General features: G+C 45.7%; 12 protein-coding genes. All 12 read right to left on the bottom strand.

Annotation, left to right across the window (positions count from 1 at the left end; genetic code table 11):
• Positions 1-3: 3 nt before the first annotated feature.
• The 12 genes from FGL37_RS10040 to FGL37_RS09985 all read right to left on the bottom strand — a co-directional run bounded on the left by FGL37_RS10040 (position 4) and on the right by FGL37_RS09985 (position 24,889).
• On the bottom strand, positions 4-1,845 hold the full coding sequence (locus FGL37_RS10040) for a sialidase family protein (protein ID WP_028071956.1): 1,842 nt from the start codon (positions 1,843-1,845) through the stop codon (positions 4-6).
• A complete protein-coding gene (locus FGL37_RS10035) occupies positions 1,826-2,755 on the bottom strand; it encodes a glycoside hydrolase family 43 protein (RefSeq protein ID WP_028071955.1) in 930 nt (309 codons plus the stop codon). Before FGL37_RS10035 ends, FGL37_RS10040 begins: the two co-directional genes overlap by 20 nt.
• Complete coding sequence (locus FGL37_RS10030) at positions 2,752-4,239, bottom strand: glycoside hydrolase family 140 protein (protein WP_232048674.1); 1,488 nt, start codon at positions 4,237-4,239, stop codon at positions 2,752-2,754. Before FGL37_RS10030 ends, FGL37_RS10035 begins: the two co-directional genes overlap by 4 nt.
• A gap of 4 nt (positions 4,240-4,243) precedes the next feature.
• On the bottom strand, positions 4,244-7,348 hold the full coding sequence (locus FGL37_RS10025; protein WP_028071953.1) for a DUF6298 domain-containing protein: 3,105 nt from the start codon (positions 7,346-7,348) through the stop codon (positions 4,244-4,246).
• A 99-nt stretch (positions 7,349-7,447) separates the two neighbouring features.
• Positions 7,448-9,082, bottom strand: a complete 1,635-nt coding sequence (locus FGL37_RS10020; protein ID WP_028071952.1) for a polysaccharide lyase — start codon at positions 9,080-9,082, stop codon at positions 7,448-7,450.
• A 5-nt stretch (positions 9,083-9,087) separates the two neighbouring features.
• The gene (locus FGL37_RS10015; RefSeq protein ID WP_037534331.1) at positions 9,088-10,716 is read right to left on the bottom strand and encodes a polysaccharide lyase; all 1,629 of its coding nucleotides are present in this window, start codon (positions 10,714-10,716) and stop codon (positions 9,088-9,090) included.
• A gap of 137 nt (positions 10,717-10,853) precedes the next feature.
• Positions 10,854-12,887 carry a RagB/SusD family nutrient uptake outer membrane protein gene (locus FGL37_RS10010; RefSeq protein WP_028071951.1) on the bottom strand — a complete coding sequence of 678 codons (2,034 nt, stop codon included), beginning with the start codon at positions 12,885-12,887 and terminating at the stop codon, positions 10,854-10,856.
• Between the two features lie 35 nt (positions 12,888-12,922).
• Positions 12,923-16,186, bottom strand: a complete 3,264-nt coding sequence (locus tag FGL37_RS10005; protein WP_037534328.1) for a SusC/RagA family TonB-linked outer membrane protein — start codon at positions 16,184-16,186, stop codon at positions 12,923-12,925.
• Positions 16,187-16,204: 18 nt separating this feature from the next.
• Positions 16,205-16,816: a DUF3826 domain-containing protein gene (locus FGL37_RS10000; protein ID WP_028071949.1), complete on the bottom strand. Its 612-nt coding sequence runs from the start codon at positions 16,814-16,816 to the stop codon at positions 16,205-16,207.
• A gap of 182 nt (positions 16,817-16,998) precedes the next feature.
• Positions 16,999-20,505 (bottom strand): malectin domain-containing carbohydrate-binding protein, encoded by a 3,507-nt coding sequence (locus tag FGL37_RS09995; protein WP_138096771.1) that lies wholly within the window; start codon positions 20,503-20,505, stop codon positions 16,999-17,001.
• The gene (locus FGL37_RS09990) at positions 20,505-23,303 is read right to left on the bottom strand and encodes a glycoside hydrolase family 95 protein (protein ID WP_037534326.1); all 2,799 of its coding nucleotides are present in this window, start codon (positions 23,301-23,303) and stop codon (positions 20,505-20,507) included. The genes FGL37_RS09995 and FGL37_RS09990 overlap by 1 nt, the downstream gene beginning before the upstream one ends.
• A complete protein-coding gene (locus tag FGL37_RS09985) occupies positions 23,303-24,889 on the bottom strand; it encodes a glycoside hydrolase family 28 protein (protein WP_051607301.1) in 1,587 nt (528 codons plus the stop codon). The genes FGL37_RS09990 and FGL37_RS09985 overlap by 1 nt, the downstream gene beginning before the upstream one ends.
• Between the last annotated feature and the right edge of the window lies 1 nt (position 24,890).

The following is a 24,890-nucleotide window of genomic DNA, read 5'->3' as shown; positions in this document are numbered from 1 at the left end:
CCATTACATTGTTTGCGCTGTCAACGAAGATATCCTATAAACAGCCTCTTTTACTGCCTGTCCCGGATTGACGACGTCAAAATCCTGGTCTGTTGGTGTATCCGCGTCAGGGAAACGTCTGATTTCTCCTGTTCTGAACGATACTTTACAAATACTATCTACAGGTTGAAAAAACAATTTGGTCCCTTTGTCCACGCCATTGACAAATAGCTGAAAAGAGCGGGTAGTGACATCTACAAGGCAGGTTATATGATACGTTTGTCCGGCCTCATATTTTTGTATAGTTGCATTCCGATACCCTGCCTTATTCTTAATCAGGCCATCCTTATCAAAGGTAATCCGAGCAGCCGGGAGCCCGTTGCCATTGACGAGTTCTATTTCTAAAGTGCCATGCGTATCCTGTTGGGGCGTCACCGTATAAGTTATTTTGCCTTTCTTTGCCGGTGCAATTACCCGGTCTGCTTTTGCATAGTCGTAGGGATCCTTGTCCCGCAATACCAAGGCATTACCTTCAACTTTGGCACTTGCCCAAAGCGGGCTATAAATATTCCATGAATTATAAACTTGTTCTGGCTGTTTCGAAAAATCGTCATCAACGGCTTCCGCCACCGTGGAACTGATCGGAACAGGCACTTTGGCTACCCATATATCCTCTTTGTTCATGCTATAGGTTAACCACATATTTTTATCCGGCGTCTGGCCATTTCCTTCTTGTATGCCACGTACATACTGGGGGCCATAGGATTTATAATTTCCGCCGTAACGCATCGTGGAAATCTCACCGTTGACCAACAGTAGATCGGTATAACGTAGCCCGTCGTCACTGGTGGAAACCGCCAGTGGCCATCTGAACTCGGAAGGATTGTAAACCGTTGCAAAGCGACCGTCAGAGGTCCGCTGTCCCCAGATCTTCGCATTGCTGTTGACAAATCCGGGGGCTCTTCGTGGTGAATATGCCCAGGTCCTGCCATTATCGTTGCTGATCGAGGTGAGTGCATGTTTCCACAGCCCGACTACCCTGCCATCATTTAAATGGTAATAAGCAAACGCTTTAACAGGTCGCTTTAAAGGAACTAGCGGATCATTGCGATCGGCCTCTTCCACCCATTGCTGCATCATCAACGGACTATTTAGCAGTTCTTCACAGGCTGACACAAAAGCTTTATCCTTACTTTTTGTGAAAAACGGGTATTTGGCCATCTTTGTGTTGAAAGATGAATTGAACCGGATAAAATAAATTGGTCCAAAAGAACCGTCCTTATTTATTTCCCGGACCACACGTCCTAATCCATTGCCGTCATTAGGATCATCTTTCGCATCCAACGCCACACCATAGTATCCAATTGTCAGGAGCTTACCATTCTGGGCCGTATAGAAACCCATGCGTTGGTGCATAACTGCGTAGAGCTCCTTGCCCGCGCGGTCGGCCCTACCTGGCTTTGTGAACCCCTCCGGTACAAGATAGGGCGGAAACAGTTCGACAGGCCCCGACCAGACATAACCGTCTTTGGACGTCTGTAAAAGGGTCTTCCCTTCTGCAATATGCTCGCCCACAGGATTGCTCAGAAATTGTAGATAATAAGTATTGTTCCAAAAGGCCAAAAAAGGTTGGTGATTGTAGGTAAAATTATGCCCGCCAGCCTGTTCCGGGAACTCCCGATTCGCCCGAAATACCTGTATATTATGTGTACCCACGGCAGGAGTTAGCTGTCCATGATGATAATCCACATTGGATAATGTCTGACCCACGTATTTGACGGTGTCCTGCGCATAGGCGGTTCCGGCAACTCCCGCAAGTAATATACTGTACAGAACGGCGATGTTACTATTTCGTGTCGGCTTCATGTCGGCGTAAATTCTTTAAAACTTTTTTTGATGATCTGAAGATGGTTCCATGCTTATGTCCTTCGGGCACCGATATGCGGTCATTGATTGATTTGAACGTCTTAAAATCTTTGGTAGCCACAGCCTCATAGCGTTTACTCCCGTAGGAGTCAAAATAAATCAGCCACTCATCTTTAACTTTCACTACCGTTGGGCCTTCAGTTAGGTGGGCCGAAAAGGGCTTGGATACTTCTTGAAAGGGCCCCAAAGGATTTGTCGCAAATGCTACCCGAAGATCACGATTGGGCCGGGTGTTATCTTTCAAAACCAATACATAATCCTGCTTAGCCTTCTTGACAATCACAGCGTCAATCATGCTAAACCCAGGATCACTGAATAGCTGTGTTTCTGTAAACGTATTAAAATCTTTTGTGGTCGTATAGTACATACGGTGATTGTTATCCTCAGCTTCCTTGCCTTTCGGAAATCGATGCGGTATCGTCGAAGCCCAAATGATGATAAACCGACTATTCACATCGTCATAAAATAATTCTGGCGCCCATACATTAACGGTCGTAGGCTCATGCTTCATTACCGGAATAATTTTTTGGTTGTCCCAATGGATCAAGTCTGTCGAGCGTGCATAACCAATACCTTCATTACCTTTCCATCCAATAGTCCATACTAGGTGGTAAATACCATGTTTATCCTGTAGCATGGAAGGGTCACGCATGATCTTCTGCGCTCCCAGTTCAGGCTTTAAGTATATTCCCCGAATTGGCTTCCAATGATAAGCATCTTCGCTATACAAATACCGTAGTCCCTCATTCGCGGGTTCATGAAAAGAAGTAAATAAATAAATATCCCGCTGACACGAAGAAAAAAACATCGTTGTCATCATGAAGATAAACCATATGTTAATTGTTCTCATGATACCGAATCCAATATCAACACCCAGTCGTTGCCTTCTTTTTGTCCACCTTCGGGTGTAAAGTGTTGTATTCCTTTATTCTCCATCTCACCGATGACCTTGGTTTCTCCATTTCTCGGATTAAACCAGGAGGCCTTTACCTTACTGCCTTTGATTTTACCCATATTAACCGTCATGGGTCTGCCGGTATAATTGTAGATAAAGGCATAATGATCTGTTCTCGTCGCCAGTAAACGATCATATTTTTCGCCATTATCGACGATCAGTGTCTGGTCAGGTATCCGGTCAAAGTAATCGGTCCGGGATAGCATTAGTTCCTTCAAGTATTTCATCTGGCTGGCACCGGGCGCATGAATGGCCGAAGACCAAACTTCGTCTGAGCCATAAGCCGAGGTGGTATCTTTTTTGGAATGCATCTGCATGACCGAATTCTGGCCATAGGTGTACCCAAATGCGCCCGCAAATACGGACCAATAACCATATCTTCTGACATCGGCGTCTGTCCAACGGGGCTCGGTGATATCATGCAATCCTTGGGGGATACCCTCGTAAGAAGGCTCTCCATCAATAGTAGGCTTGACAGGTTTTAAATCCCAATCCGCTGCCATAAACTTCCAGTTGTCCTCGCCATAGTGTTTCTGCTCATTTTTGGATGTATCTTGATCGTATCTTCTGTGGCCAGACTGGACCATATTAAAGTCCAGCCAGGACTCGTTGTGGAACCAGTCCGATGATGCTGTCCGACCTCTGGGATGAAAAGTCATTAAATGCTTAGGGTCAATGGACTTGATAGTCTGCCCAATTTTCTTCCACACATCAATTTTATCAGACCCCTTAATATCCCCGCCATTTAACCAAATGATATTGGAACGGTCTTTCCACCGTTCGGCAAGAAATTTTGCATATTGTTCGGCTTGCTCAACAGATACTTTCCCATCTTTAACCGGTGACCCCCATACAGGTACCAAAGCCATATAGATCCCCTTTTCGGCAGCCTTATCAATGATATAATCAATATGATCCCAATAATCATATTCGTCCGCGTGATTGGGATTATTGCCCGTCGTCACCAAGGGTCTGGAGATATCTGCGTTGATCACTGAAGAATCGCCGTAAGCATTCACCGAAGGCACAGTATGTAGGACCATAGCCTGAATGACGTTGAATCCTTTTTGTCTTCTATCTTCCAGATACTGTTCTGCCTCATCGCGGTTCATCTTATTGAAGAGAAGCCAGCCCGTATCGCCCAGCCAGAAAAAAGGCTTTCCATCCTGGGTGACGACGTATCGCTTATTTTCAGAAATTTTCAATAAAGGCAGGTCTCTGTGCTCTTTTTCGGTAGCACAGGAAACAAAGACTCCCATCATTGCAAACGAAAAAACTTTGCGAAATACGCCCTGTTTTTTAAAAGTACGTTGGAATATCCAAGACAGCAGACACGGTTGTTCTGCTTTTAAAAATGGATACTTCTTGTGTATTGACATGATATTAACGTTTATCGATCCAGATGATTTCTGGACTGTTCATATAATTGTTGAGGTGAAGTTCTTTTCCGAGATTCACGCGTTCCGTTTTAACGATTGTACCGTTTTTGGGATGGATGTGCCGTACGATAAAATGTCCTTTATAGTCCTTGAGATCCAGGTTCAACGCTTCAGAACTGCGGTTATAAATAATCAGTCCCTGATCAGACCTTAAAACCCAATGTCCACCGATGACTGTGGGTTGCATACCAGCAGCAGCAGCATAGAACTCGGGCATTTGGATTCTCGGCACATTGGCCATGGAGCCGCCGGCCATGAAAGACGCCCAGGCCATTTCGGGATAATTATCACCATGATATAACACGGCTTTCTCTGGGTATTTAATCCGATATTCCGAAACCGCTTTATAGACGGCTTCCATAGAGGTTTTCTTTGGCTTTAACAAACGTGCATGTTGACGTGGAGCTAGGTTCTGCCCCCCTTTGGGCGCGTAAAGTGTCCCGTCAGCCTGATAATGCCAATACCGAATATCAATAATCTGAATTTCAGCAGCGCGTTCTGGGTCGGCCAGTATGGCATCCTGAACATCCTTCGTGGCGCTCAATGCAATAATCGGGTGCCCGCCCGTCTCGGCTTTCCACTCCTTAATTACATCGATCCAGAACTGCACAAAATGCAGCGGCCCCGTATATTCAGCGCTGATCATCTGAATAACACCCGAATTGTCCTTAAAATTATCGAGACACTGGCGGATATAAGCGCGATGTAAGGCTCTGCGTACGGGATTACCGATATCGTAAAACTGTTCAGCCATAAAAATACGCTTGTCTCCAGCATAGGGAACAGGTTCTGGAAAACCAACATTATTGATGTTATTGGCTGTACGCCAAGGAAAATCAGCATAGTGAGCCCCTGCTTCTATAATATTATGCTGAAAATAATTCTGGTGGATCAGTATCAAGCCTTTTTGGTCTGCTAAATCCGCAAAGCGCTTTAAGCGGCTCCAGTAAAACTGGTTGTATTTAGTCAGGTCATATTTTGATAAGCCATCATAAGCGAGGCCGGTACCACTTCTCGCGAAGGGCAGCTCATAAAATGGCGGCCAGACCTCACCGTTCATCCTTCGGATTCGCTCATGATCGTCGCGACGCCTATCATACCAAAGCCCATAATTATGGTCTATGGCCAATACATGATTTTGTTGCATGGTATCCGTCAGCGCCTCGAGATCATCCGTGAGACCAATCCCGACCTCTCCGGGCACGTAGCGCGTGATATGGGGTTTGGCTTTGATAGCTCCGTAAGGTCTTGCAGAGCCACTCCACCAAGGTACATCCAGTTTACTACCTGTCAAGATACTGTTTCCACGCACTAGCCAGCCATGCAGCACCTGCATATCCGCCGATCGAGACTTTACGGCCTGTGCGTTGTAACCGATCTGATCAATCGTTTTGGCCTTTCCAACACTGATATTGAGAGACGACCTATGGTCCGCTTCACGGATAAAATCGACTAGCTGTAACGCTGGCTGCACGGCCTGTTGAGTTAATTCCATCGCCACATGTACCGGCGGACTGCTGGAAGCTTCTGTCAAGACAGGTAATAAGATCGACCTGTCTTTTGCGGCCTTGCCAATTCGCCCCTCCAATTGTGCGTAGTACAAGCTTCGTGGTTTGATGTACTCGTTGGACTGCTCCCAATAACCATCACCTTGAAATTGCGACCAAATACCAAAAGCCCAGTTTTGTGCGGTAGGCGGCTGGTAACATTCCACGAGACCAGCAGTGGATTGCCAGAAAACACTGTTGGCGGCTGACCAGCCTGCTCCTTGCCCATCCTGGCCGCGATTTTTATAGCTTAAGGCCTGCGCATCAATATCGATAATGTCAAATAAAATTCCTGACGCCCAGCTATCAATTGCCCCACTAAAACTAAAGGGTTCCACAGCTTGGCACTGCACAAAGGCATTAGGGCCAGCGGCAAGGTACCCAACAGCAAAATCGTGATAGCCCTGCCGTGAATAAAGACGCTGAAATAGCGTCTGCTGTCCTTTTGTGTAAAAGGTATACCGCCTTTGTCCTCCAATCTCCGATACGGGTTCTAAGGAGATGCAATCTTCCACTGTCAATTTTTTGGCGCTTTCCAGCGCATATACAGCCGAGCCCGCAAAGTGTCTAAATTGCATCCTGCGCACCCAGACGTTTTCGGCGTTTTCAACTGTAATAGCCATCCAACGGTGATCTTCATCTTTTGGATTGTCTCGGTTATAGCTCGATTCAAGCATCATGTTTTCAACGCCAGCATGCGTAATACGTCCCGTCCAAGTGAACTTCGCCAGCGTTGACTGACCGTATGTCTGATCCAGTGCGGTCGTTATTGGCGCGTCAATTTCTATGCTATTTCCGTGCACCGCAACGACTGTTCTATCCCAGGTTATATCGCGCTGACCGGGTTTCCAGCCCAATGATGTGATGCCGCCACCAAAGTGACCGGTACCCAAGACGTCGATCCAGCTTTGGGTTGCTGGTCTAGTAATCATGACTTTATCCCCCGCGCGATAAGCTGATGCCGTTTCGACCTCAAATTTCCGGGAATTTACGGGCACATAAGACGTATTGATCGTATGCTTCTCCTGCAGCTGAATATTGTTTTTTCCTGCGATACGGATAAGTGTCTCACGAGAAGTCCCAGTACCAAGAATTGTTGTACCGCCAGTTGTAAATCCACTGCCTCTCAAAATCACACCAGAAGTATGAATGGAAAGTGATCCCGATACCTGGTACACTCCCTTTTCCAGTAGCACCACACCCCGCAGACCGTCTTTTCCTTTAGGTAGATTAGACACATAATCCAGAGCTGCCTGGATGCGTTGTGTCGCATCTCCCGATGTTAATGGAACGACCACTTCAACTCGTCCATCTGGGATTGCACGATCTCCTCCCTCATAACCAGCGTATGAAAAATCCGGAATCCGATTTCCCAATGAATCGTTTTTATACAGCAGCTGCGTACCATCCCAGGATAGCGGAGCCAATACAGCTTGCTTTTGTGCGTAACTACCCAAGCTACACAGCCAGAAGCTCCAAAAGAAAATACCGCTAATCTTCATGTATATAAATTTACTTCAACGCGTTGATGCGATCAATTTTATATTTTCAGCTAGGATTCCCCTGTGCATTCTACCTACCATGAAATCAGGATGCCATAGCTAACGTTTACTTCCCGGGACAACAATATCCAGACCGACCGCTCCATTGAGATAATTTTCGATATTGGCATAGCCATTTTTGGCAATCCTTTGCGAATCAGCTGGATCGTTGGGATTTAGCCCCATTTTCTTTTCTGCATCATCGGAGATCCCATCGTTGTCCGAGTCTGTATAAGGAACTCCCTGATAAGTCGGATAACCACCTACCTGGGCGATATCTGATATAATCCCCTTTTTGTAAGAATCCTGCGGAAGGCGTCTTTTTACATAAGGTGACACAAATCCGTGCAACGGGATATCTTGGTTGTAGTAGACTTTGTTCTCTGCTACCTGTTTGATGATGCGCTGATCAACAGCGTCCTGTTTAGGCAGGCATGCGCCTGCATTCTTAAGGACATAGTCATAGGCTTCTTGTGCTGCCAAAGTCGTTACTGCTGCCATTGGAAACGCTTTATCTACACGAATATTCTTCTCACGGCTTCCCACATGTGGAAGGTCCTCAATCTGTATTCCGCCGGCCCAGTTGTCTTTGGTTACTTCGGGGAATCCTTCTACGACGTTGCCCTCAGCATATACCTTTCCGTATTGATCTTTAAAGGCCTTATCGCGGCCAGATTCGGGTTTCAAAATGCGATAGGCAATGGGTTTATCCTTGGGTGTTATAGGCCCCGGCTTATAATAGTTGTTGATAAAATTGAACAACGATCTATTGTCGCCACCGTCGGCACTTCTATTCCACCAGTTCCAGATGACATTATTAACAAATCCAAAGTCTCCATACATTCCTATGGAAGGATTGCGGCTGATATTTGAGGCCCAGAGATTTCGCATGAAGGTACTGTTCAACCCGCCAATTGTACTTCCAAAAGCGTGGTTGTATGCATCCAGACATTCCGAAAAGATCGAATTCTGGATGGTCACATTGACCGTTGGTAACTTTAGATTTTTGCCTTCACGATCATAGACATGTCGATAGATTGACATATTTTCATCCAGTCCCCAACTTGCCGAAACGTGGTCGATGATAATATTCCCAACCACATTGCCGCCTACAGCATCATCCCGACGGGTGACCTCAGTAGCGCCGCGACGAAAACGCAAAAATCTTAAAATCACATCATGTGTATCGATCAGGAAAGACTCTCCGGCAATACATACTCCATCACCGGGCGCCGTCTGTCCGACGATAGTGATATAGGGCGCTTTCACCACGATCGGTTTCTCAAGCCGAATAATACCTGCGATATTAAAAACAACAATACGGGCCCCTCCAGCTTCGCAAGCTTCTCTCAATGTCCCGGGTCCGCTATCCGCCAAACTGGTCACGACAAAGACCTTCCCGCCTCTACCGCCAGCAGTATAGGCGCCGCCGCCCTCAGCACCGGGGAAAGCCTTTATTTTCGCCTGTGGCAGATCGCTCGGCTTGGCGGCCCAGGGAATATAGGGTTTGCCTTCGGCTTTCATCACTTGCTGCGCCGTCTTCCACGCCGCCTCCACCCGTAGGTTCTCTGTGTTTTCCTGTTCGGCAGCCAGCTTCTTCAAGGAATCTGGAATCACTGGATATTGCGCCAAGACAGCGACAGGGCTAATTAAACCGGCGAGCAGGATAATATTGGAATTAAATCGCAATTTCATAGCAATTATTTAGCAGCCAATTTGTTGAGATAGATTTCAATATTCGCGTAGCCCGAAGCGGTGATCTTTGCAGAGTCGCTCGGATCATTCGGGTTAAGCCCCATTTGTTTTTCAACATCATCAGGAATACCATCGTTATCCGAGTCTTTATACGCCTTACCTTTGTATACGGGATACCCGCCTACTTGTGATATATCTGTAATGATTCCGATCTTATACGAGTCCTTTGGCAGTCTTCTATGTTCAAAATCCTTTTCCGGAAGTTTCACATCCTTCAAAGGCGTAGGCTTCCCATTTCTAACTTCCCGGACAACCCGCTGATCAACGGGATCCCTTTTTGGTAATGTTGCTCCAGCATGATCAAGCACATACGCGTAACTTTCCTGCGCGCTCATCACAGGGAAATTCGCATGCGGAAACGGTTCCTTTACGCTCATTGCAGCAAAATAAGGTTTGGCTTCATCAAAGGTCATCAGGTTACCGGCCTTATTTTCCAGCTGTACGCCACCATCCCAATTGTTTGCAGTCACCTTTGCATTGCCCTCAACAATGTTCCCATTCACATGTGCTCGTCCAAAAACAACATAAGGCAACTTGCTCCGTCCAGATTCAGGTTTGAGTATACGGTAACTTATGGGTTCGTTTAAAGGAGTCGCTGGTCCGGGCTTAAAGTAATTATTTACGATATTGTAGGTCGCTTGGTAATCGCCCCCATCAATAGAGCGGTGTACCCAGTTATACACGACATTGTTGAAGAAATTGAACAGTCCATTCCAACCGATGGAAGGATTTCTGGCTGCATTATTGGACCAGAGATTTCGCATAAAAGTACAGTTTTCGCCGCCCAGTGTACTGCCAAATGCATGGTTCCAGGTATCCAGAGCCTCGGAGAAAATCGAATTCTGTATCGTGATATTCACCGTGCCCCGTTTTTCCTCAGCTTTGCCTGTACTATCGTTGTACATGTGCCGGTACATCGACATATTTTCATCCAGTCCCCAGCTTGCCGAAACATGGTCAATCATAATATTTCCGACTGGATTGCCGCCAATAGCGTCATCCCTTCTGCCTACATAAGTTTCGCCACGCCGAAAACGCATATGGCGAATCAGCACATCATGTGTATTGATCCAGACAGATTCTCCAGCCACACATACGCCATCACCGGGAGCAGATTGGCCAGCAATGGTAATATAAGGTGCCCGAATGATCAATGGAGTTTTTAAACGGATAATACCGGAGACGTTGAAAACGATAATTCGGGGGCCGCCTTTTTCGCAAGCTTCACGCAGCGTCCCCGGACCGTTGTCATCCAGGCTCGTCACCACATAAACTTTACCACCGCGGCCACCAAAAGTAAATTTACCACCGCCTTCCGCTTCCGGGAAAGCAGGTATAGATGCCTGTGGCAAATCTGTGGGTCGCCCAGCCCAAGGGATATAAGGTTTGCCTTGTTTAGCATATTCTTCTATCACGGGCAGTGCTTTTTGCCAGGCTTCATCTGATTGGCGAAGAGCCTTTTTCATCAACTCGTCGGTGGACTTTTTAACTTCTTCCGGAATTTTTGGATACTGACAAAATGCTACTGAGGTGAAAATACTCAATAATGCGGTCAGTGTTATTTTATGTAACATGTTTCCCTCTGTTTGTTTGGTTTATAATTATTATTTCAAATATATGTCAATCCCACATTTATTAGAAATAAAGTCTGTCACAATTCATATACAAATACAATTTTTATATACGAATATATTATACCCTATAAATATACTTATTTCAACGGATCAAAAGTGCCTGCCCCATTCATACTATCCCAGCCGGCGGTCTGTTGTAAATAAGGAGACGCACTCAGTATTGTTTGATTCAGGCCAAAGAAATAGTATTGTGGATACCAGGTAAAACTCCATGATCCATTGGTTGGATCTAAATTGTCCTTTTCGGTGATCGTAAAATAATTGTCGTAAAGGTAGTCAAGATACTGTTCCTGATTGTCAATCCCCGGTGGATAAGAACCTGGCTGACGCTCCACAACTGGCACATTACCACTTTTACCATCCCGCAATAATGGATCTAAATCCCCGATATATTCCTTGCCATTATTTTTGACCGTGATGAGCAACCCTGTACGTCGTGTTCCGTTTAAGGGTTTCACGCCAAGACGTTGGGCCGTTGGCGAATCCGTCTCAAAGAGTTTCCAGCGTCTGAGATCGTAGAACCGTTTTCCTTCATAGGCAAACTCCAATTTTCGTTCATTGATGACCGCTCCGAACAGTTTATCCCTGTTGCCGGCCGCGGCACTCAGACCATACGCGCCATCCGTGTTTTCCAAACCAGCTCTAGCCCTTATTTTTTTAATCTCGGTCATTCCTTCCTCCAACCTGTTCGTTCCAATCGCTGATTCCGCCAGATTTAATATGACTTCGGCAAATCGCAGTTCGATAAAATCTGTACCACTCTGCTGGAAACCCGCTCCGCCATTGGAAGACCCTGAGGCATTGGGATCCGAACCTTTTTTCAAATAAATTCCACTGGCATTAGCTCCCTGTGTTTCCGTGGAGACATAAGATCCGTTTTTATTTTTCCAAGAATATGTCCATTGACGGTATTCACTGCCACTGCCATAAGGAAATAAAGCGCCGTTATAAACAAAGGTCTTTGAAAACCTGGGATCTCTATTTTTATAAAACTTTTGCGCATCATACGTATAGGCAGAGGTCGGATCATGTATGTCTTTACCATCCAACATGGGAAAGGCATCCAACATCTGCTTGGTCGGCGAAATTGACCCCGATCCCGAGAGGGCGCGTGGCCGAATGACCTGCTCCCAGCCATTGTTTTTAACTGTGTTGACGGAAGATGATAAGTTATTAAATCCATAGACAATTACGGCTTCGGGATTGGCACTACCTTCTACGATAAACATGTCTCCCCAAGCTTTACCATTCGCTGTGCCCCCAGTCTGAAACAATCCAAAACCGTGCTGCTCCAGTAAATTTTTAGCCTCCAAATTTGCTTTGTATGCTTCTTCCCAACGGTCACGTGAATCGGTAGGATTAAATTGTGGACTCGCATATGTCAACAGTACACGGCCCTTTAACGCTGCTGCAGCACCACTGGTAATCCGCCCCCAATTAGCAGCATCCCATCGTCCCGGCAAGAGGCTTTTTGCCATGTCCAGATCTTTACAAATTTGCTCAATACAAGCAGCGGTACTACTTCTGGGTATAGAGTTGACTTCATTCTCACCAACTACCGGTGTCTGCGGTTCAAGAACCAACGGAACGCCACCATATAACCGGACCAACTGGAAATATTGGTAAGCCCGCCAAAAATATAGCTGACCTTTCAGCAAATTCCGCGTAGCTTCATCGATGCCATATTGGTCTATCTTGGCTAAAAAGACATTGATTTCTTTCATCCTTGTCCAGACATTGTTGCCTATGCTCGCGCTCATCCGCTGCCCGAAATACTTGTTCGCATGATTATTGACATAGGAGATCATATTCCATTTTTTGTTATAATCTGTTTCACCGGCCAATTCATCGGTCGTCTGCGTAAAGGTATTGCTATACTTACCGTCTTCCGTAGCATCCTGTGTGGCCACAAATGTCTGTGCATTGTTAGGAGGTAGAAATAGCCCATATACGAAGTCTACATAAGCACGGGCCAAGATAGGATCTTTGAAGACATCGTCTTCTTTTACAGCAGCTAAATCCGACTTTTCTTCAAGAAAATTATCTTTACACGCTTGATTGGTCAAAAGCAGGCTCAATAAAGCGAGCTTGAATATTGTTATTTTTTTCATCTTCAGTCATTTTAATTCATTGAACCGATGGAACCCTATAAGGTTACATTAACACCAAAGGAATATGTTCTCAAATTTGGGTAGGTATCCCAGGCGGCACCATTCCCGTCTTTATACTTAAATGGATTATAAATCGTTAGTGGATTCATTGCGCTCAAATATACCCGTGCATTGGATACATTTAGATATCTCGTCAATTTTTCCGGTAATCTATAACCGATATTGAAACTGCTCATGCGCATCTGAAAAGCCGGAACGGACCAAAAGCTGGAGGTCCGGTTGTAAATATCGGCCCAATGCGGGTTCGGCATGGTACCTGTCGGATTCAGTACGGGATCATAAATATTCCCCCAGAACACGGGTAAATTGGTGTATACACGGGAAATATCGTTGTTCAACTTGTTGCGTTCCGTAATTTCTGCATATCCACCAAAAGATCCTGTCAGCACAGCTTCGGCGCTAAACCCTTTATATCCGGCTTTGAAGGTCATACCGACAGCATAATGATTGGTACTATTTTTTGCGAGCTGGATCTGGTCATACTCGTTGATGACGCCGTCTGGTCCCGCAAACGTTCCATCTGCCTGTAATGGTCCACGGACATCACGATAATAGAGCATTCCCGGCCTAAGTTTATCCACACTCTCGTCAAACACCTGGGTAATGTTATATTGGCTCACGTAATCATCGATATCTTGCTGCGTTTTGAACATACCTAGATAATCGTATCCCCAGACGCCATTGTCAGATGGCCCGTTAGGATGTGCTTTCCAAGGATATAATACGTCAACATCATTAAAATCACCACGTATAACTTTATCGTTGGACCAGGAAAGCCTTGTACTGACCCCATAACTGAAGTCGTTGACTTTGTCCTGCCAACCTAATTCAAGTTCATATCCAAATGTATTTTTGCGGCCATAGTTCTCGGCCGCTACCGATCCCCCTACTGAAACAGGAATATTTCCCGTGCGTATGACCAAAAGATCATAGCCTTTATTGTAATAAGCGTCAATGGTGGCTGATAACCGGTTATTTAGAAAGCGCGCATCAACGCCTATATTATTTTTATACTCATTAGCCCAGGCCGCGTTCCGATTGGGAGATTTTTCCATCTTCAAACCTGTACTGGCACCGATCGAACCGTTATTCTCGCCAAATACACCTCCTTTGCCTTCCTGATATGTATAGCGCTGGAGCCAGCCCCAGGCAGCTGTCTGGTCGTTACCGAGCTTGCCATGCGATAAACGCAACTTCAGGTAATCCACTGCTTTTGACTGGAAAAATTGCTCCTCACTAATTACCCAGCCAGCAGAAATATTGTAGAAATTACCCCAGTAGTTTTCCGGAGCAAATTTGGTCGAGGCATCCGAGCGGAACAGGATCTCTGCAAGGTATTTGTTACCATACCTATAATTTAACCGCCCCACATAGCCCAGTGTTCCGGATTCATAAGCGTATGTGCGCCCAGTTACTGCACCAAACGCGGTATTAAACTGTCCGTTTGTCGTTGACAGCGGGTCGTCCTTCCATACATCTTCCTGTGAACTATTCGCCTCTGCCTTTTCAACGGAGAACAACCCAGCAAAGTTATGTTTGTTCCATTGTTTGTCATAGCTTAACGTAAAATTCGCCTGATAGCTATTTCCTGCCACATTCGAAAAATACACACGGTTGCCGTTACTGAAAGTCACAGCAGTTGGATCAGTTCCCATATCGTAGATATGGCCGTTATCGCCTCCTCTTTTAAAGGTATAGGTCTGGTATTTGGTACCAATCTGCGTGCCCCTATCATTCTTTAAATTTCGGTTATAGGATCCACGTATAACAAGTCCTTCAAGCCAGGGTGCCCGATATTCTCCATTTAAATTAATGCTGAACTGTCTGGTATCCGATGTCGCCAGATTACCTAGCTTTTGCAATTCAAAATAGTGATAGGCTGACAGGTCTCCAGATGTACCCGGTAGACGAGCTGGAAGTCCATTAACGTAAGCGGGGACATACGGCGAGGCAAGTAATAGATTACGATAATCGTTATCATCGTTCTCTCCACCAATTTTATTAAACGTTTTCTGTAGGTTACCAGTATTTCCGGACACCTGCATACCCACTTTAAAATTACTTGCGACCTGAATATCACTTCCGGCCCTAAAATTCCAGCGGTCATAATCCAAGGTACCCAAATTACCATCTTGCTTATTATAGGCAATATTCGCGAAATAAGTTGCTTTGTCGGCTCCTCCGGAGATATTCAGAGAATGACGGGTTAAATAACTCGACTTCCAGGCATCATCTAACCAGTTGTACGAATGGTTCTTAAAATAATCCAGCTCATCCTGCGAAAAAAACCAGTTTTCAAATCCCTGATCCGATGGATGCTTATTACTTCCGTTTGGACCGTTCATGATATTGAAGTACATGCCATACTGATAGGCATCCATCATCTTGGTTCGATAAGCTTCATCATTAATGGCATAGGAGCCGTTGTAACTAATCTTCGGCGTGCCGACCTTACCTCTTTTCGTTGTCACCAGCACCACGCCGTTTGCTCCTCTCACCCCATATACGGCCGCAGCTCCATCTTTCAAAAACGATATGCTCTCAATTTCGGAGGGATCCAGGTTTCCAAACAGGGTGGCATCGGGTTGGTTTTGCCCGTCCACCTGGACCATGCCATCGATAACATATAGCGGGTCTGTTGTACCACCATCCTTGCTTGGTCCCATGGGCTTTCGGATCGTTAATGTAGCTTTCGTCCCAGGCCGGGTATTCCCCCCACTAACAGCAAGCCCAGCAACTCGTCCTGCTAGAGCCGAGCCGATATTGGTCGTGGGGAGATCTTCTACTTCTTCCGCTTTAATGGATACGACAGATCCTGTCAGATGAGCCTTTTTTTGTGTGGTGTAACCTACAGCCACAACCTCCTCCAGCTCACGGCTTTCCGCTTCCATCTGTATAGTCAGTACGCTCTGGTTACCCACAGGCACCTCCAGCCGCTTATAGCCAACATGATTGAGCACTAAAATCTCATTACCCACAGGCAAGTTCAACCTAAAGGTACCATCCTTATCCGTTGAAGTGGCCGTTTTCGACCCTTTAATGGCTATTGTTACTCCTTCTAAAGGCTTTCCGTTTTGGTCAACCACCTTTCCGGTTATATTTTTAAAAAAGAATAGCTTGTGTTCACTTAGGCGCTCTGCATAGGAATGGGACGGAAGTATCCCACCCGTCATTATCCCAATAGCCAGCAGTTTTGCCAACTTGATTGAAGATTTCTTCGGGAATATAAAGTGATTCATAATTCGGGTATATTTTTACTATTTGGGTTGTTTTTTTAGTCGTTCGGCCCATTTGTCGCCTTCCTCTTTGAGGTTATAGCCATGGGAAGCTAAATAATTATTGATCTTGCCTTTATATTTTCCGAACCAAGCATGTTTTTTCTCAGAAGATTCAGCCTGCATAGCGTAATCGCGCGCTTCAAATAACAGACTGTCGATCATATGAATTTCCTCTTTTTTGAGTCTCGGGATCATCTCCTGATAGGCCTTCACCGTGTTAGGATACACATGATAGGTCATGCCATTTTTAACTTCCTCAACTTCTTGTTCCGTTAAAACCGCCTTTAGGCGCTGGACAAAAGACTGGTTAAGACGACCTGTTTCCTGCAAGGTCTCCTGATTAATTTGTTCTTTCAACTCGCTGTTCTCCTTGATCTTGAGATCCCGCAGCGTGTAGCAGGCATTCAAAAGATAATATTGATCACGAACAATGTGCACAGCTTGTTCGCGCTTGGTCTGATCCTTTAGTGCTAATTTGGATACAATTTTTTCTGATCTGGCTGTTATGGTTTTCCAGTAGGTATCATCCGTTTGACCAAATGTCATAGATACACTTAAAAATAAAAACGTGAGTAATGCAAAACGTTTCATAGGCATGAAATGGTTTATCCCTTTTTTGGTTATTTATTAAAAACTTAAAAAAATAAAGTCCCTTTCTTTATTTTCCTGTACAATGAACTCGATTAAATGTCAATTCGACATAAAAATTTTTGAGTGTTCAAATATAACCGAAAATTTTGTGGAAAACCGTCATGCTCTATCCTGACGTCGGCCTATTTTACCTCCAAATTATCAACCATGAGGTCCTTCGCATGTACTGCATAAAATTTTATAAAATAAGTTCCGGCATTGATCATCGTCTTGGTATCCGTACTGATGTAGTTCCATTTGCCAGCTCGTGTAGGCTCTAGACGTATGGGAGTCTTGGGGACCAATACCTGCTTGTTCTTATCCAGAATTTCATAATAGCCCACATGGCTTTCCTGAGCAGGATTGTGGTACTTGATGGTGAGTGAATAGATATCTGCTGCTCCAACCTGAAATTGCCAGGCGACATAGCCTTCCGCATCCGTGCTAAATACCAATCGCTTTTGACCAGAAAATTCAACTTCAGAGACGCCTTCTCGCCAATCACTTAAATACGCTTTGTAGTTTTTTACTTCTTTCAGGTCATATACAGGCAGCAACCCACTCTGCTGCTGGAAAGCGAGCACTTCGCCCCTGTTTTTAGCCGATACTTTGATCTCCGCCCCTCTGTCCACCACCTTGCGGTATACATCCAGATAGTCTCCAGTACTCATTTGTACCCGGTCTTTGGTGACCTCGAAACCGTCAGGCCTGCTTTTGGCAAGCCAGAAAACAGATGTTGGCTCATTAAAACGTAAGGAATAGGATCTACCACCGTCCAATGAAAAATAATCTGAACCGTATAAAGAAGGTGGCACTGTGAAGAATGCTGTTTTCACCGATGCTCCGCTATCCAGCACACTGCCAATATCCAGCCAGCTATGGAGCTGAATATGCTGATCCGGTATAGACAAATTGTAATGGCCGCTGGCTATGGGTTCCTTTTCTACCTTCTGCTTGGATGCGATGGCGATAGCCTGAATCAACGCCTGACCGGCATACACATGAGGGAAATCGATCAGGATTTTTCTGTCCCTTACTTTTATGGAATAACTTCTTTTGAAGGCCTGCTGGTAGCCGGATGCTTTATACAGATCGAGCTTATGTTCTACGATATCTCCATTGATGGCGATATCAAAGATACGATCTCCTTGCCCGGATGAAAATTTCCCATACCAAGGTTCGGCAAAAAACAGCTCGACCAGATAATCGCCATTCGGCAAGTCAAATTGATAATTTAATTGATCCAGCCCATAACGAAAAGTCTGAAAAAGACGCCAATCCTTAGTGCCCTTGATAGGATCAAAAATCATGCGTTGACTGGCAAATTTGGGATTCATTCCTTCAAAATGATCCCCCCAAGAGCGGCTTCCCCAGCCCATCGCAGGTATATACGGTTGATCGGCCTTCCAGTGCGCTCCGAATTTGTCAACGTAATGATCTCCTCCGCAATTGACACGATATACATAGTGATAGTCAGACGCTGCTTTCAATAGTTCGTCTCCAGGCGTGTATAGGGTTTCAAAACGCGGACTTGCAGGCAGATTCTCCAAGATAATGGTATCGCGGGAAACGATCTTTCCAGCGATTCGTCCTTCGGCATATAACACATTGTACCGTATATCGACGGCGTCAAATTCAATGTGGCGGCCGAATCCGGGATGTGGCTTCCTGCCAAGCGATAGGGTACCCAGGTCGTTAAATAATTCTACTTCTTCACAATTCGAAAAAATACGGATATTGTTTTTTATCCCCGGTTTCAACCAACGGTTTGGCCAAGAATGCATAGCGATATAAACCATCGGCCTGACCTTACTGCTATAATGCGACATATACATATAAAAAGCATCTGTCGGTTCGCCCCAAGGTGTAAGTATACCTTTGTAATTTACCGGACCAATACGATCCAGCTCGCGGTTGCCTTCCCCTCCCTGAACCCGTCCGGGATTATCATGAGAATTCCAAAGCCATAAGTAATGGCCAACAGCACTGTCTTTCACAGAATCGGCCAGACGGATCTTTGTCTGCAGGATATCGGCAAAACGTTCCTCATTATAGTTGTTTTCATTAGGAAGATAGGGTGGCTCTGCATGTAATCCTAAGCTCCGCCAGGCGCCATACTCGCCAACAAGAAGCTGTTTTTTCAGGTCCTCTCCATAAGTATTCTGATTTCCGCCATATGTGCCTGTCCAGTTTTGCGGAACATCCCAATCGGTTCCGCTCCCTCCGTTACAAGTTGTCACGAGGCGCTGGATGGAGGCTGTTGGATCCAATTCTCGAATTAATGCCGTGCATTCCTGCGCAAAATCTTCTGGAAGCGTACTTTCATTTTCTAGTCCCCATAAGATTACGGATGGACTATTTCTTCGTTCACGCACCCACTCGGTTAATAATCTCTTGAAATTATTCCGAAAAGCAGGCGTGTCAAACCAGATATGGGCGGCAAGCTGCGTCCACAGTAGAATTCCATACCGATCCCATGCAGCCTGATAGCGCAGATTATGTGGTTGATGTGCATCACGGAAGGAATTAAACCCCAATTGTCTGATCTGCTTCACTCGCGCTTCAATCTCCTCTTCGGGGAATGCATGGGATTGCCCCAATTTATGCTCATACTCCGCAATACCATTGATGAATGTCGGCTTTCCATTGATCAGGAGGCGAGTGTCGCCTGAAGGCTTCAGTCCCTTTGACCAACGTACTGTGCGGATCCCATAAGCCGTCTGTACTTCATCCTTGATTTGTCCATCCACTGTGATCTGCATCTTGATCTGATAGAGATAAGGTGATTCTATCGACCACAAATGCGGGTTGGACAAAATGAGGTCCTTGAGTCGTATTTTCTTTATTGTATTTGCTTCAATCTGATCAGGGTGTATGGATCGCAGGATCATTTTGCCATTCTGATCAAACACGCGGCTAATCACCTCAATTTTCTTATTACCCTTGCTCTGGTTAGCAACTTCGACAGACTGATGCACAATCGCTTTTTTGCTATCGGCGGTTTCGTCGTTCCAATAATGTTCACCAAAAGGCACAATGGAAACCTCATTCTTAATCACTAGGCTTACCGGCCGGAAGATGCCCATGGGCTGTGATCCCTCCGAAAATCCACGTTCTGTCGAACAGCCGCCATCTACCCATGGAAGGTCTGTAATATGTGCCGGATGGTCTGCCCGAACAGCCAAAAGATTGGGACTGCCGTCCAATTTAATCGCATCTGTTACATCCAACGTGAAAGTCGTTCTTCCGCCGGCATGGTATCCCACCTGTTTACCATTCAGCCAAACCGTTGCATAAGATCCCACCCCCTCAAAAAACAAAAAAAATCTATTTTTAGCCTGGGGGTGCTTGAGCGAGAACTGTTTCCTGTACCAAGAGTAACCATGCAGATTGCCATGGAGCAATCGGCGGTAACCTTCATACCTGTCCCAGTTGTGGGGCACATTAACTTTCTGCCAGTCTCCATCTGTCTTAAATGCCTTAGACTGGAATCCCGCATAGCGGGCTGAGTCGTTCTGATCCATTATGGTCTGCCAGCCGGTATTCAAGGCGATGGTTTTGCGAACCTTCTGTCCATAAGAAAATTGCGTACACAGCAACAAGAGTAAGCTGCCTAACAGCTTTCGGAATAGCATCAACCGGATCATCATTATTTTTTTAACTTCAATTCTTTATCAAAGGCATAGGAACCGCCCTTTTTTGTCTTCATTTTTACTTCGTGCTCGCCATAACGCAAATGGAGATCTTGTCCGGCTAGCGATATGACGGTTACACAGGACAGCTTATTATCTTTCCATTCCATGTCAATCTGGAAGGCTCCCCGCGCTACAAGCCCCCGTATCGTTCCTGTGCTAATCTCCTGGGGTAGTGCTGGCAGTATTTCTATCCCATCAACATGGCTTTGCAGCAGCATCTCTGTAATGCCTGATGCTCCTCCAAAATTTCCGTCGATCTGGAAGGGCGGATGTGCATCAAATAAATTAGGATAGGAACCACCTCCATGTCCTGCGGGCCGGAGTAACATTTTTACCATGCGGTAGGCGTGCTGCGCATCTCGTAATCTCGCCCAGAAGTTTATTTTCCAAGCCAGGCTCCATCCCGTCCCCTCATCACCACGCAGCAGCAACGATTGCTTGGCCGCTTCGACAAGCTGAGGTGTATGCGATATATTGATTTCATCGCCCGGGAATAATCCCCACAAGTGGGACACATGCCGATGTTTATTCTCAGGGTCATCCAGATCTGTTAGCCATTCCTGCAACTGGCCATATTGCCCAATCTGGTTAGGTGCTATCGCTGCCCGCATCTGCTGAATGGAATCACGGAGGCTGATATCACGGTTGAGCAGACGCGAACTTTGATCAAATATGTCGAAAAGAGAACGGATAATCTGGTGATCCATTGTCGGACCTTTGACCAGGCCTCCATTTTCAGGTGAATTGGACGGTGTACTGACCCACCAGCCCGTGCTTTTATCTTTAACTAAAAAATCTTTAAAAAATAAAGTGGCCTCCCTGATGATCGGATAATACTCCTGAAGGAAGGTGGTATCCCTGGTAAACTGATAATGTTCCCATAGATGCCGTACCAGCCAGGCTCCTCCCGTCGGCCAAATGCCGTGATTGGAATTATTGATCGGAGCCGTTCCCCGCCATATATCGGTATTGTGATGCAATACCCAGCCCCGCGCAGCGTAATATTCTGCGGCTGTTTCCCTTCCGGCCAAGCTGAGTTCTTGGATCATCCCAAACAGTGGCTGCTGTAGCTCAGGAAGATGCAGTGTTTCGGTAGGCCAATAATTCATCTGCAGATTGATGTTTGTGGTATATTTGCTACCCCAGGAGGGTTCGAGGGATGGATTCCAGATCCCCTGGAGATTCATCGGCTGACTGCCCGGCCGGGAAGCAGCGATCTGTAAATATCGTGCAAACTGCACATATAATGCGATGAGTCCCGGGTCATCCTGCTCTACCGCCCGCTGTAATCTCTTGTCTGTCGGAAGTGTATCGGCTTGCGCTGTAGAGATAAATTGTATTCCAAACCGATTATAGAGTTTCTGATAATCTTGTATATGCGCCTGATATAAGGCCTTAAAATCGTGCTGGATCAAAGTATTGAAACGCCGCAATGCTCCTGCCGCATAATTATTATCCAGTTCCCGGTAGGATTTGAAATTTGTAGCTGCCATCAGAAAAATCTGCGCCTCATCTGCTTCTTCAACAAGCAGTTGATCCCTATCCTGAGCAACCTTCCCGCCCTTTAAAAGCAGATGTACGAAGGCAGTTCCCCGCATCGCGCCATCTTTTACCTGTACTTCCAATGCAAGAGTATTCGGAGCTATATGCCGAAGCGCAAAACGCTGGTGTTTGGTAGACAGAGATAGACGGAAAGCGACTTTCCTTTTTTGATCTGCCTGCAGATGGATTCCGATAAAACGATCAGGATAGGAGGCAAAATAAGTCCTTTTATACTGCACGCCATCGACCACATAATTGACACGTACTTCACCTTTATTCAGGTCGAGTGTACGACTGTATTCCGTAGCGCGCTCATGATCGAACTGAAGATTTAGTACGCCAAAGGGTTGATAAGATGCTTGATAACTGCCTATTTTTGGACTATTCTGATCTTGAATATGGTATTTCCATTTGCCATGCAAGGAGACGAATTTTCCGTTGTCGCTCTTTAAACCAATGTGTTGATTCGCGTTTTTATAGCCGGCGATACCACCTTTGCCGGCCAGATTAATGACTTGAATGGCAATGGTATTTTTCCCTTCGCGCAATATACTTTGAGGTATTCGGTATAATCGGCGAGTTTCATCCCCAGCAGAAGCCCCCACCAGCCGGCCATTGATATAGGTATAATCATTAGTTCTGACTTTATTTAAATCCAGACTCCAATTTTCTGTTAAATCACTTTTTGACAGCGTAAACGTATGGCGAAACCAGACAGCCCCGTCCAGTCCTTCGAGGCCTTGATTTTCCCAGCCTTCGTAATAGGGTACCTGTATCAATGGCCAGTTGCTGTCATCAAAAGAGTCTGCGAATGGGCCATGCTGCTGCATCCGTATCTGCCCCACCTTTTCCAGCCAGGCAGAGGGGTCCTCCGATTCGCTCTTGACGCCCATAAATTCTTTCATCGCGAGGGCTTCGGCTTCTTGCTGGCGTCCTTGGTCAAGGAGATCACGAATAGCTTGCAGGTATTTCGAAGCGCCCTTCCTGTTGTAGTTACGCGGGCCATCTGTCCACAGCGTTTCCTCGTTGAACTGCACCTGCTCGTGCTTGATTCCTCCGTAAATCATCGCCCCCATACGACCATTTCCAATCGGCAAAGCCTCTTCCCAGCGTTCAGCAGGATGATCAAACCAAACGCGCTCCTGTGCTAGGGGACAGCTGATTGGCAAGCTCCATAGGACGTACAATAGGCCATATAGTAATATACGCATCAATTTTCCTCCGAAGGGTTTATATTGCCGGTTACCTGACCGGTTTTATAGGTTCCACGAACAATTTGTTTCACCCTCGCCAAATTATTGCCATGAACATATATCTCCTGATTTGCCGGGCCAAGCAAGTCCAGCAATAACGTCGTTCCGGCAGATGGGAAACAATGCTGCACATTGGCTGTGTGACAGCTGTCCAGCTCGATCAGTGCTTTCCCGGCCACTGGTGTTGTATTCCTGATATTTTGTATGCTCAGGTCTTTACTTTGGCTGGCCACCAATAATGGGCCTTGTTTAATCGTTACGTTTATATTGCTTAAAGTCAAGCCGTGTACGTTGAGCGCAGAAAAACCGGTATTACCCTGCATATTAATATCGGAAAAGACGACATTTTCGATGGGCATCTCTTCCAGTCCTCGCATATAACCGATCCGGTTTGTTGTGCCGGAAAGATTACTGATAAAGATATTCCTGAATTTAGGAGTTCGCTCGCTGATAGGCTCAACTTCCGTCTTGGCATACTGCATATCCATAACAATAGCTTGATCTCTGATATTACGCATCACGATATTCGACACTTGGATGTTCTCGACCACCCCACCTCTGCCGCGGGCAGTTTTCAGGCGAATACCACGGTCGGTGCCATCGAAAATACAATTCGAAATAGCGATATTTTTAACACCCCCCGACATCTCGCTCCCGATCACAACACCACCATGGCCCCTGAGCATGGTACAGTTCGTAATCGTATAATTTTCAGCGGGAATATTAATTTTACGGCCCGAACGGTCTTTGCCGGATTTAATTGTGATGCAATCATCTCCAACGCTGATGTGGCAGTTGGCAATCCGCACGTTTGAACAAGATTCTGGATTGATCCCATCTGTATTTGGGGAAGGTGGATTGTCAATTGTCACACCATCTACCGTAACATTATCACAATACTGTGGATTAATTGTCCAGAAGGGTGAACTTTGGATCTTAATATCCTTGATCTGTACATTTTTACAGTTCAAGAACTGAATAAACGGCGGCCGCAAAAATCCGCGTTCTATCCATCCGGGCAGATCTGGTGCTAATACATCCTTATTTAGGCGCTTGAATTCTTTCTGCCATTTACTGTCTTCCTGTTGCTTTTTAACTTCCACTTCGGAATAGCCCCACCATTTTTTGCCGTGTCCATCAATAAGACCTCGGCCCTGGATACTGATATTCTCTAAGTTATTGCCATAAAACAAAGGTGAGAAGTTGGTGACCGCAGTTCCCTCCCAACGCGATTCCACCATGGGTAAATAATCGTCAAAGTTATCGCTAAAATGCAATTCCGCTCCTGCATCGATAAAAACGGTGATATTACTTTTTAAATGGATTGGTCCTGTAATGTACTTTCCTGCTGGAAAATAAACCGTACCGCCTCCTCTGTTCGAAGCGGCGGCAATGGCTTTTTTTATGGCCAACGTATTATTGCCGGTACTGTCTTTTTTAGCGCCAAAGTCCAGCACATTCAGCCAGGCCTGTGCCTGTATCCCTAAAAAGGACATACATAACAAAACTGTTGTAATACCGCGATAGCAAATGTTTCTGATCATA

The sequence above is a fragment of the Sphingobacterium thalpophilum genome (assembly GCF_901482695.1).
GTDB lineage: Bacteria > Bacteroidota > Bacteroidia > Sphingobacteriales > Sphingobacteriaceae > Sphingobacterium > Sphingobacterium thalpophilum.
This window is presented reverse-complemented; position numbering and strand designations above follow the sequence as displayed.

What these genes read in the sequence shown, in the direction of transcription:
- FGL37_RS10025 (WP_028071953.1), bottom strand. Translation starts at nt 7,348, where the DNA reads ATGAAGATTAGCGGTATTTTCTTTTGGAGCTTCTGGCTGTGTAGCTTG.
- FGL37_RS10015 (WP_037534331.1), bottom strand. Translation starts at nt 10,716, where the DNA reads ATGTTACATAAAATAACACTGACCGCATTATTGAGTATTTTCACCTCA.
- FGL37_RS09995 (WP_138096771.1), bottom strand. Translation starts at nt 20,505, where the DNA reads ATGATGATCCGGTTGATGCTATTCCGAAAGCTGTTAGGCAGCTTACTC.
- FGL37_RS09990 (WP_037534326.1), bottom strand. Translation starts at nt 23,303, where the DNA reads ATGCGTATATTACTATATGGCCTATTGTACGTCCTATGGAGCTTGCCA.
- FGL37_RS10035 (WP_028071955.1), bottom strand. Translation starts at nt 2,755, where the DNA reads ATGAGAACAATTAACATATGGTTTATCTTCATGATGACAACGATGTTT.
- FGL37_RS10030 (WP_232048674.1), bottom strand. Translation starts at nt 4,239, where the DNA reads ATGTCAATACACAAGAAGTATCCATTTTTAAAAGCAGAACAACCGTGT.
- FGL37_RS10005 (WP_037534328.1), bottom strand. Translation starts at nt 16,186, where the DNA reads ATGAATCACTTTATATTCCCGAAGAAATCTTCAATCAAGTTGGCAAAA.
- FGL37_RS10000 (WP_028071949.1), bottom strand. Translation starts at nt 16,816, where the DNA reads ATGAAACGTTTTGCATTACTCACGTTTTTATTTTTAAGTGTATCTATG.
- FGL37_RS10040 (WP_028071956.1), bottom strand. Translation starts at nt 1,845, where the DNA reads ATGAAGCCGACACGAAATAGTAACATCGCCGTTCTGTACAGTATATTA.
- FGL37_RS10010 (WP_028071951.1), bottom strand. Translation starts at nt 12,887, where the DNA reads ATGAAAAAAATAACAATATTCAAGCTCGCTTTATTGAGCCTGCTTTTG.
- FGL37_RS10020 (WP_028071952.1), bottom strand. Translation starts at nt 9,082, where the DNA reads ATGAAATTGCGATTTAATTCCAATATTATCCTGCTCGCCGGTTTAATT.
- FGL37_RS09985 (WP_051607301.1), bottom strand. Translation starts at nt 24,889, where the DNA reads ATGATCAGAAACATTTGCTATCGCGGTATTACAACAGTTTTGTTATGT.